We start from the raw sequence: 7128 nt of genomic DNA, 5'->3' as shown, positions 1-7128 counted from the left end.
CCCGCCCCGCCACCCGCGTGCCCGCAGGAGCGGTGGAGTCCGTCTCGACGGCCGCCCGCACCGCCCGGTTGATCTCCGAATGGTCGCGAGCCGGTAGCGGCTTGGTCAGGGGTTGGGGCGGCCGGGGCGGGGAATCAGGGAGACGCGTAGCGTGTTCGATGACACGGCAGGGGAAAGATCCTCCCTGAGCACTAGAGTCAATCCCTTTGCCTACCTATTACTCTTGAGCCAAGGCCACGCAGGGTGGCCATGGAGGAGTGAAATGAGGAGCAGCAACCCGGTCTTCTCGCGACGGGGGTTCAGCCGCGACAACGGCTACGCGGGCTTCAACACCGCGCCGCAGGCCGGGGGAGCAGCTGTCGGCACCCAGGGCAACCCGTACGCCCAGCAGGGCGCCAACCCCTACGCGACGAACCCGTACGCCCAGCAGGACCTGCAGCACGGCGCCCCGCCGCAGGCCCCGGTCACCGCCGGCCGTATGACGATGGACGACGTCGTCATGCGCACGGGCCTCACCCTCGGCACCGTCATCGTCGGCGCCGTCCTCGCCTGGGCCCTCCTGCCGGTCTCGCCCACCAGCTACGGCCTGGCCGTCGGTGCCGCGCTGATCGCGTTCGTCCTGGCGATGGTGCAGTCCTTCAAGCGCAAGGCCTCGCCCGCGCTGATCCTCGCGTACGCCGCCTTCGAGGGCGTGTTCCTCGGCGTGATCAGCGAGATGTTCAACAGCCAGTGGGACGGCGCGCCCTTCCAGGCGGTGCTCGGCACGATGGCCGTCTCCGGCGCCACTCTGCTGGTCTACAAGGCCGGGTGGATCCGGGTCACCGCGCGGTACGCCCGTATCGGTCTGACCATCGCGATCGCGTTCATCCTGGTGATGGCGGTCAACCTGCTGCTGGTCGTCTTCGGGGTCGCCCCCGACGGCGGTCTGCGCAGCATGGGCCCGCTCGGTGCGATCGTCGGCATCTTCGCGATCCTGCTCGGCGCGTTCTTCCTGACCCTCGACTTCAAGCAGATCGAGGACGGCATCGCGTACGGCGCCCCGCGTGAGGAGTCCTGGCTGGCCGCGTTCGGCCTCACCATGACCCTCGTGTGGATCTACATCGAGATGCTCCGCCTGGTCGCCATCTTCAGCGGCGACGACTAGCAGGGGGCGGGCCCCGCGCCCGTCTCCCGCAGGGCAGGCCCCGCGCCGGCCCTCCCGCAGCAAGGCGAAGGGCCCCCGGACCTCACGGTCGGGGGGCCCTTCGTGGTGTCTGGGCGCCCTCAGCGGAGCTTCCTCGCGGCCCTCCTCAGGTCGTACTCATGAACGATCGCTTTGGCGTGGCCGTACGCGAGGTCGTACTCGTGCCGGAGCCAGCTGACCTTCTCCTCGAAGTTGAAGAGAGCGGGGCCTTCATCGACTTTGCGCAGCCAGTCGGAGACTTCACGACCGGTGCAATGGGGGATGCGGGCGAGCAGATTGCGATGGGTCTCCTCGGAGAAGACTTGGGACATCGGCGCCTCCGGACGAAAGGAAATGTAAGCCGGTCCTTCAGGTCACGTTGCCTGAGTGGCGGCGTGTTGGCAACAGTCCGGCTCCTGCGCGTACGCTCGCGGCGTGCTTGATACGACGCCGTTGACCCGTGCCGTGGACCATTTCGCCGACCGGTTGCGGGCCGCGCCGCAGAGTCGGCTGCAACGGGGTGGCGCGGCGGAGGCACTGGGGCTGGCCAGGGAATTGGCACTGCGTGCCCAGCGGCTGGAGGCGCCCGATCAGGCGCCTCGGGAGATGCCGGACGCGGGAATGTTCGCCGCGGCGGATCAGGTGATGGTCGCCGGGAACGATCTCGCGCTCGTGCTGGCCGACGAGGCCGGGCTGGCGGAGGCGGTGGCGCTGGTGGAGGAGGCCCAGAAGAGGGCGGGTGTGTGATCCCGCCGGGCACCCGTCACCGGTCGCCTACAGGGAGGCGATGACCCGGTCCGCCAGGATGTAGACCATGTCGTCCCCGCACTCGAACGTGAGGGTGTACGCGCCCGAGACGCCCGAGCCGCCCAGGAGGACCGGCGTGTCACCGCCCTGGAGGGCCTTGGCGAGACGCTCGGCGGTCTCCCGGTGACCGGGGGTCATGCACAGGGTGGTGCCGTCGGCGAAGACGTACACGTCGAGGGTGCCGAGGGGGCCAGGACGGACGTCGGCCAGCTCGGTGCGGGAGGCGGCGAGGTCCTCCAGACAGGCGACGGTGCGCTCGTGGTCGTTGGTGACCGGGGACTGCACCGGCACGAAGTCGGGGTGCGAGGGGTGGCGGCGGCGGGCCGCGGCCAGCTCCGCCGACTCCCCGGAGAACTCGTCGCCCTCCAGGCTCGGCTCGGTCACCGGCTCCAGGTGCTCCAGGCCCGCGAAATCGGACTGCCGGGGCAGGAACAGCTCACTGTCGGGCAGACCCAGCAGGGAGGGCGCGTCGGAGGCGTCACGGGCCTCCTGGGCGGCCCAGAACGCCCGCGCCTCGGCCAGCTCACGCTCCCGCTCCTCGGCGAGCGCCTCGGCCACGGCGGCGCGTATCTCCTCCGTGTCCGCGGCCGCACGGGCGGCCGGCACGACGGCCCGCGCACCGGCGGGACGGCTCTCGGCCAGTTCCTTGCGCAGAGCGGCGACCTGACGGCGCAGGCCGGTGAGGCTGCGCAGGACGGCGACGCCCACGGCGGCGGTGGCGGCCGTGGTGAGCAGCAAGGCGATCGGCATGGCGCTCACTGACGTACTCCCGGTTCAAAGTCGACCCCCGACTTCCTACATCAGCTTGAAGGGCGGACTAACCAGCTGTCAGTGCGTAACGTCACGAAAGGGGCAGGACTTTGCCCGGGTGTTTCGTGGCGAAACGGCTCTGACCTGCGTAAATCGCTCTCCGGGGGGAGATAGGTCACATCCTGGGGGAGATTGGATCACAAAATGGCCCGGAGCTCCGGGGATTCCGGAACTCCGGGCCACAGCGTCACGGTCGGTTCCCGTGCGGCTACGGCAGAGGGTCAGCTGAGGCGCTCGATGACCATCGCCATGCCCTGGCCGCCGCCGACGCACATCGTCTCCAGGCCGAACTGCTTGTCGTGGAACTGGAGGGAGTTGATCAGCGTGCCGGTGATGCGGGCGCCGGTCATGCCGAAGGGGTGGCCGACGGCGATGGCGCCGCCGTTCACGTTCAGCTTCTCCAGCGGGATGCCCAGGTCGCGGTACGAGGGGATCACCTGGGCGGCGAAGGCCTCGTTGATCTCGACGAGGTCGATGTCGCCGATGGTCAGGCCGGCACGGGAGAGGGCCTGCTTGGAGGCCTCCACCGGGCCGTAGCCCATGATCTCGGGGGACAGGCCGGAGACGCCGGTCGAGACGATCCGGGCGAGCGGGGTCAGGCCCAGCTCGCGGGCCTTCGTGTCGGACATGATCACGAGGGCGGCGGCGCCGTCGTTGAGCGGGCAGCAGTTGCCGGCGGTGACCAGGCCGTCCTCGCGGAAGACGGGCTTCAGGCCCTGCACGGCCTCCAGGGTGACGCCGGCGCGGGGGCCGTCGTCCTTGCTGACCACGGTGCCGTCGGGCAGCGTCACCGGGGTGATCTCGCGCTCCCAGAAGCCCTTCTTGATGGCTTCCTCGGCGAGGTTCTGCGAACGGACACCGAACTCGTCCATGTCCTCGCGGGTCACACCCCAGGAACGGGCCAGGTTCTCGGCGGTCTGGCCCATCGAGATGTACGCGTCGGGGAGCAGGCCGTCCTCACGCGGGTCGTGCCAGGAGGCGCCGACCGACTTCGACACGGCCTCCGTACGGGCCTCGGCCTCGGCGAAGACCGGGTTGTGGGTGTCGGGCATGCCGTCGCTGGTGCCCTTCACGCTGCGGGACACCATCTCGACGCCGGCCGAGATGAAGACGTCGCCCTCGCCGGCCTTGATGGCGTGCAGGGCCATGCGGGAGGTCTGCAGCGAGGAGGAGCAGTAACGGGTGACCGTGCAGCCCGGCAGGTGGTCCATGCCCATCTGTACGGCGACGATCCGGCCGAGGTTGTGGCCCTGCTCACCGCCGGGCAGGCCACAGCCGAGCATCAGGTCGTCGATGTCCTTGGGGTCCAGCGCCGGGATCTTGTCCAGGGCCGCCTGGATGATGGTGGCGGTCAGGTCGTCGGGGCGCAGGTCCTTGAGCGAGCCCTTGAAGGCGCGGCCGATGGGGGAGCGGGCGGCTGAGACGATCACGGCTTCGGGCATCACGGCTCCATTGGCGTACAGACGGTGCCCCCCGGTCGCGCGGGGGCAGGGCTGTGGGGGAAGTTACCCGTACGTACGGTCGAGGTCACGGGCATCGAGGTGTGACTCCGACCGCACTTTTCTAAGCGCTTGCTTTTTGGGTGGGGGTGCCTGGTAGCCCGGGGGTGCGCCGTTCGTTGGCGGGTGCGGGTGGTTCGTGGTTTCTCGCGCAGTTCCCCGCGCCCCTGAAAAGCCGAGGGCTGCGCCCTCGGGCTTTTCATCTGAAGGCAGGGCCGCAGGCCCAAGCCTTCAGGGGCGCGGGGAACTGCGCGACCAACTCCCACCCACCCGCAGCCGCCAACGAACGGCGCGCCCCCGAGCTATCGGGCGCCCGGCGCTACGCGGACGGCTCGGCCGCAGTCGTGGGGGCCGGGTCCGTCGCCGACACCCTCCGGCGCCGGCGGCGCTTCAGGAGGGCCCACGGACCCCGCGGCCCCGTCGGCATCGCCGCCGTCACCTCCGTGCCGGCCTCGGACGCCGCCTCGGCGGCCGCACGGGCGACCGGCAGGAAGCCCTCGCGGCGGGAGACGTCGGGGCGCTCCTCCTCCGCGGGCCACAGGTTGAGCGCCGCGCACATGGTCGGCAGGACGGCCATCGCCGCCGTCGCGTACCCCTCCGCCGAGGGGTGGTAGTTGTCGGGGCCGAACAGCTCCCGCGGGTTCGCCTCGAACTCGGGGCCCAGCAGGTCGCCCAGCGACACCGTGCGGCCGCCCTGTTCGACGACGCCGATCGTCTGGGCGGCCGCCAGCTGCCGGGACGCCCGTCGGGCGAGCCAGCGCAGGGGCTGCTGCACGGGCTCGATCGTGCCGAGGTCGGGGCACGTGCCGACGACGACCTCCGCGCCGGCCGTGCGCAGCCGGCGTACCGCGGCCGACAGGTGCCGCACCGAGCGGGTCGGCGGCATGCGGTGGGTCACGTCGTTCGCGCCGATCATGATCACGCAGACGTCGGGGACGCGGGCCGGGTCCTCCAGGGCCAGCGCGACCTGACGGTCCAGGTCGTCCGACTGGGCGCCCGGCAGCGCGACGTTCCGCAGCTCCACGGGGTGCTCCGCCACCGCCGCGAGCCCCGAGGCGAGGAGCGCGCCCGGTGTCTGCCGGGCCCGGTGGACGCCCTGGCCCGCGGCGGTGGAGTCACCCAGCATGACCAGACGGATCGGCGGGTCCTCGGAGGGGCCGTTCGTGCCGTAGTGCGGGGCGAACGGGCCGAACGGGCGGCCGTACCGACTGCCGTAGGAACGGCCGTAGAGGCCCTCCGCGCTCGGCGGATGCGGACTGTTGCCGTTGCCGACGGCCCGCTTGGCCATCCGCACCTCGGCCAGCAGCACGCCGACGGCCGCCGCACCGACCAGTCCGATGCCGCCGCCGCCGTACGCCGCGCCCGCCGCGATGCGCCGGGCCACCCTCGCTCTGGACATGCTCGACATGCGTCGCCGCCACCTCCTCGTAGCCGTACAACCACTCATTGCCCCGAAGCGGCCCTCGGCCAATCCCTGCGGGCGGTGAACAGTGAGGAGATCAAGAGGGGCGGGGCTTAGGCTGGCGTGACATCACGACCATCACTTTTGCGGCTCCGGAGACAACGGTGCAATTCCACGACTCGATGATCAGCCTCGTCGGCAACACCCCGCTCGTGAGGCTCAACAGCGTGACCGAGGGCATCCAGGCGACCGTCCTGGCCAAGGTTGAGTACTTCAATCCCGGCGGGTCCGTGAAGGACCGCATCGCCCTGCGCATGATCGAGGCGGCGGAGAAGAGCGGAGAGCTGAAGCCCGGCGGCACCATCGTCGAGCCGACCAGCGGCAACACGGGCGTCGGCCTGGCGATCGTCGCCCAGCAGAAGGGGTACAAATGCATCTTCGTGTGCCCCGACAAGGTGAGCACCGACAAGATCAACGTGCTGCGCGCGTACGGCGCCGAGGTCGTGGTCTGCCCCACGGCCGTCGACCCCGAGCACCCCGACTCGTACTACAACGTCTCCGACCGGCTGGTGCGCGAGACGCCCGGCGCCTGGAAGCCGGACCAGTACTCCAACCCCAACAATCCCGAGTCCCACTACCACTCGACCGGCCCCGAGCTGTGGGAGCAGACGGAGGGGCGCATCACCCACTTCGTGGCCGGCGTCGGCACCGGCGGGACCATCTCCGGCACCGGGCGCTACCTCAAGGAGGCGAGCGACGGCCGCGTCCAGGTCGTCGGCGCCGACCCCGAGGGCTCCGTGTACTCCGGCGGGTCGGGGCGGCCGTACCTGGTCGAGGGCGTCGGGGAGGACTTCTGGCCGACGGCGTACGACCGGACCGTCGCCGACGAGATCGTGGCCGTGTCCGACAAGGACTCGTTCCAGATGACCCGGCGGCTGGCCAAGGAGGAGGGGCTCCTGGTGGGCGGCTCCTGCGGCATGGCGGTCGTCGCCGCGCTGCGCGTCGCCGAGCGGCTCGGCCCGGACGACGTCGTCGTCGTGCTGCTCCCGGACAGCGGGCGCGGCTACCTCAGCAAGATCTTCAACGACGAGTGGATGGCCGACTACGGCTTCCTGGAGGACGAGGGTCCGAGCGCCCGCGTCGCCGACGTCCTCACCCACAAGGAGGGCGGCCACATCCCCTCCCTCGTCCACATGCACCCGGACGAGACGGTCGGTCAGGCGATCGAGGTGCTGCGCGAGTACGGCGTCTCCCAGATGCCGATCGTGAAGCCGGGTGCCGGGCACCCGGACGTCATGGCCGCCGAGGTCGTGGGGTCCGTCGTCGAACGAGAGCTGCTCGACGCGCTGTTCACCCAGCGGGCCTCGCTCGACGACCCGCTGGAGAAGCACATGTCGGCGCCGCTGCCGCAGGTCGGTTCCGGTGAGCCGGTCGGCGACCTGATGTCC

7 protein-coding genes are annotated in these 7128 nt (G+C 70.8%); 3 read left to right on the top strand and 4 right to left on the bottom strand.

Annotation, left to right across the window (positions count from 1 at the left end):
* The first annotated feature begins 262 nt into the window (after positions 1-262).
* Positions 263-1144 carry a Bax inhibitor-1/YccA family protein gene (locus AOK15_RS28780; RefSeq protein ID WP_055521268.1) on the top strand — a complete coding sequence of 294 codons (882 nt, stop codon included), beginning with the start codon at positions 263-265 and terminating at the stop codon, positions 1142-1144.
* A gap of 119 nt (positions 1145-1263) precedes the next feature.
* Here the strand turns inward: AOK15_RS28780 and AOK15_RS28775 are convergent, their stop codons facing one another.
* Positions 1264-1494, bottom strand: coding sequence for a DUF4287 domain-containing protein (locus tag AOK15_RS28775; RefSeq protein WP_009338122.1), 231 nt, complete (start codon positions 1492-1494; stop codon positions 1264-1266).
* Between the two features lie 103 nt (positions 1495-1597).
* On the opposite strand from AOK15_RS28775, the gene AOK15_RS28770 reads away from it, so the two are divergent.
* Positions 1598-1909 (top strand): hypothetical protein, encoded by a 312-nt coding sequence (locus tag AOK15_RS28770; protein WP_185093704.1) that lies wholly within the window; start codon positions 1598-1600, stop codon positions 1907-1909.
* 27 nt (positions 1910-1936) lie between these two features.
* Here the strand turns inward: AOK15_RS28770 and AOK15_RS28765 are convergent, their stop codons facing one another.
* From AOK15_RS28765 to AOK15_RS28755, 3 genes are all read right to left on the bottom strand, one after another.
* The gene (locus AOK15_RS28765; RefSeq protein WP_055521267.1) at positions 1937-2719 is read right to left on the bottom strand and encodes a hypothetical protein; all 783 of its coding nucleotides are present in this window, start codon (positions 2717-2719) and stop codon (positions 1937-1939) included.
* Positions 2720-3000: 281 nt separating this feature from the next.
* Complete coding sequence (locus AOK15_RS28760; protein ID WP_055521266.1) at positions 3001-4221, bottom strand: acetyl-CoA C-acetyltransferase; 1221 nt, start codon at positions 4219-4221, stop codon at positions 3001-3003.
* A 376-nt stretch (positions 4222-4597) separates the two neighbouring features.
* Positions 4598-5686: an SGNH/GDSL hydrolase family protein gene (locus tag AOK15_RS28755; RefSeq protein WP_205632249.1), complete on the bottom strand. Its 1089-nt coding sequence runs from the start codon at positions 5684-5686 to the stop codon at positions 4598-4600.
* Positions 5687-5844: 158 nt separating this feature from the next.
* On the opposite strand from AOK15_RS28755, the gene AOK15_RS28750 reads away from it, so the two are divergent.
* The coding region (locus AOK15_RS28750) for a cystathionine beta-synthase (protein ID WP_055521265.1) at positions 5845-7128 on the top strand (1284 nt) is incomplete at its 3' end.

It is taken from the genome of Streptomyces ossamyceticus (genome assembly GCF_001418475.1).
In the GTDB taxonomy this organism is placed as follows: Bacteria; Actinomycetota; Actinomycetes; order Streptomycetales; family Streptomycetaceae; genus Streptomyces; species Streptomyces ossamyceticus.
This window is presented reverse-complemented; position numbering and strand designations above follow the sequence as displayed.

Coding starts and splice junctions, on each gene's coding strand:
- AOK15_RS28765 (WP_055521267.1), bottom strand. CDS start 2,719: ATGCCGATCGCCTTGCTGCTCACCACGGCCGCCACCGCCGCCGTGGGC.
- AOK15_RS28780 (WP_055521268.1), top strand. CDS start 263: ATGAGGAGCAGCAACCCGGTCTTCTCGCGACGGGGGTTCAGCCGCGAC.
- AOK15_RS28775 (WP_009338122.1), bottom strand. CDS start 1,494: ATGTCCCAAGTCTTCTCCGAGGAGACCCATCGCAATCTGCTCGCCCGC.
- AOK15_RS28760 (WP_055521266.1), bottom strand. CDS start 4,221: ATGCCCGAAGCCGTGATCGTCTCAGCCGCCCGCTCCCCCATCGGCCGC.
- AOK15_RS28755 (WP_205632249.1), bottom strand. CDS start 5,686: ATGTCGAGCATGTCCAGAGCGAGGGTGGCCCGGCGCATCGCGGCGGGC.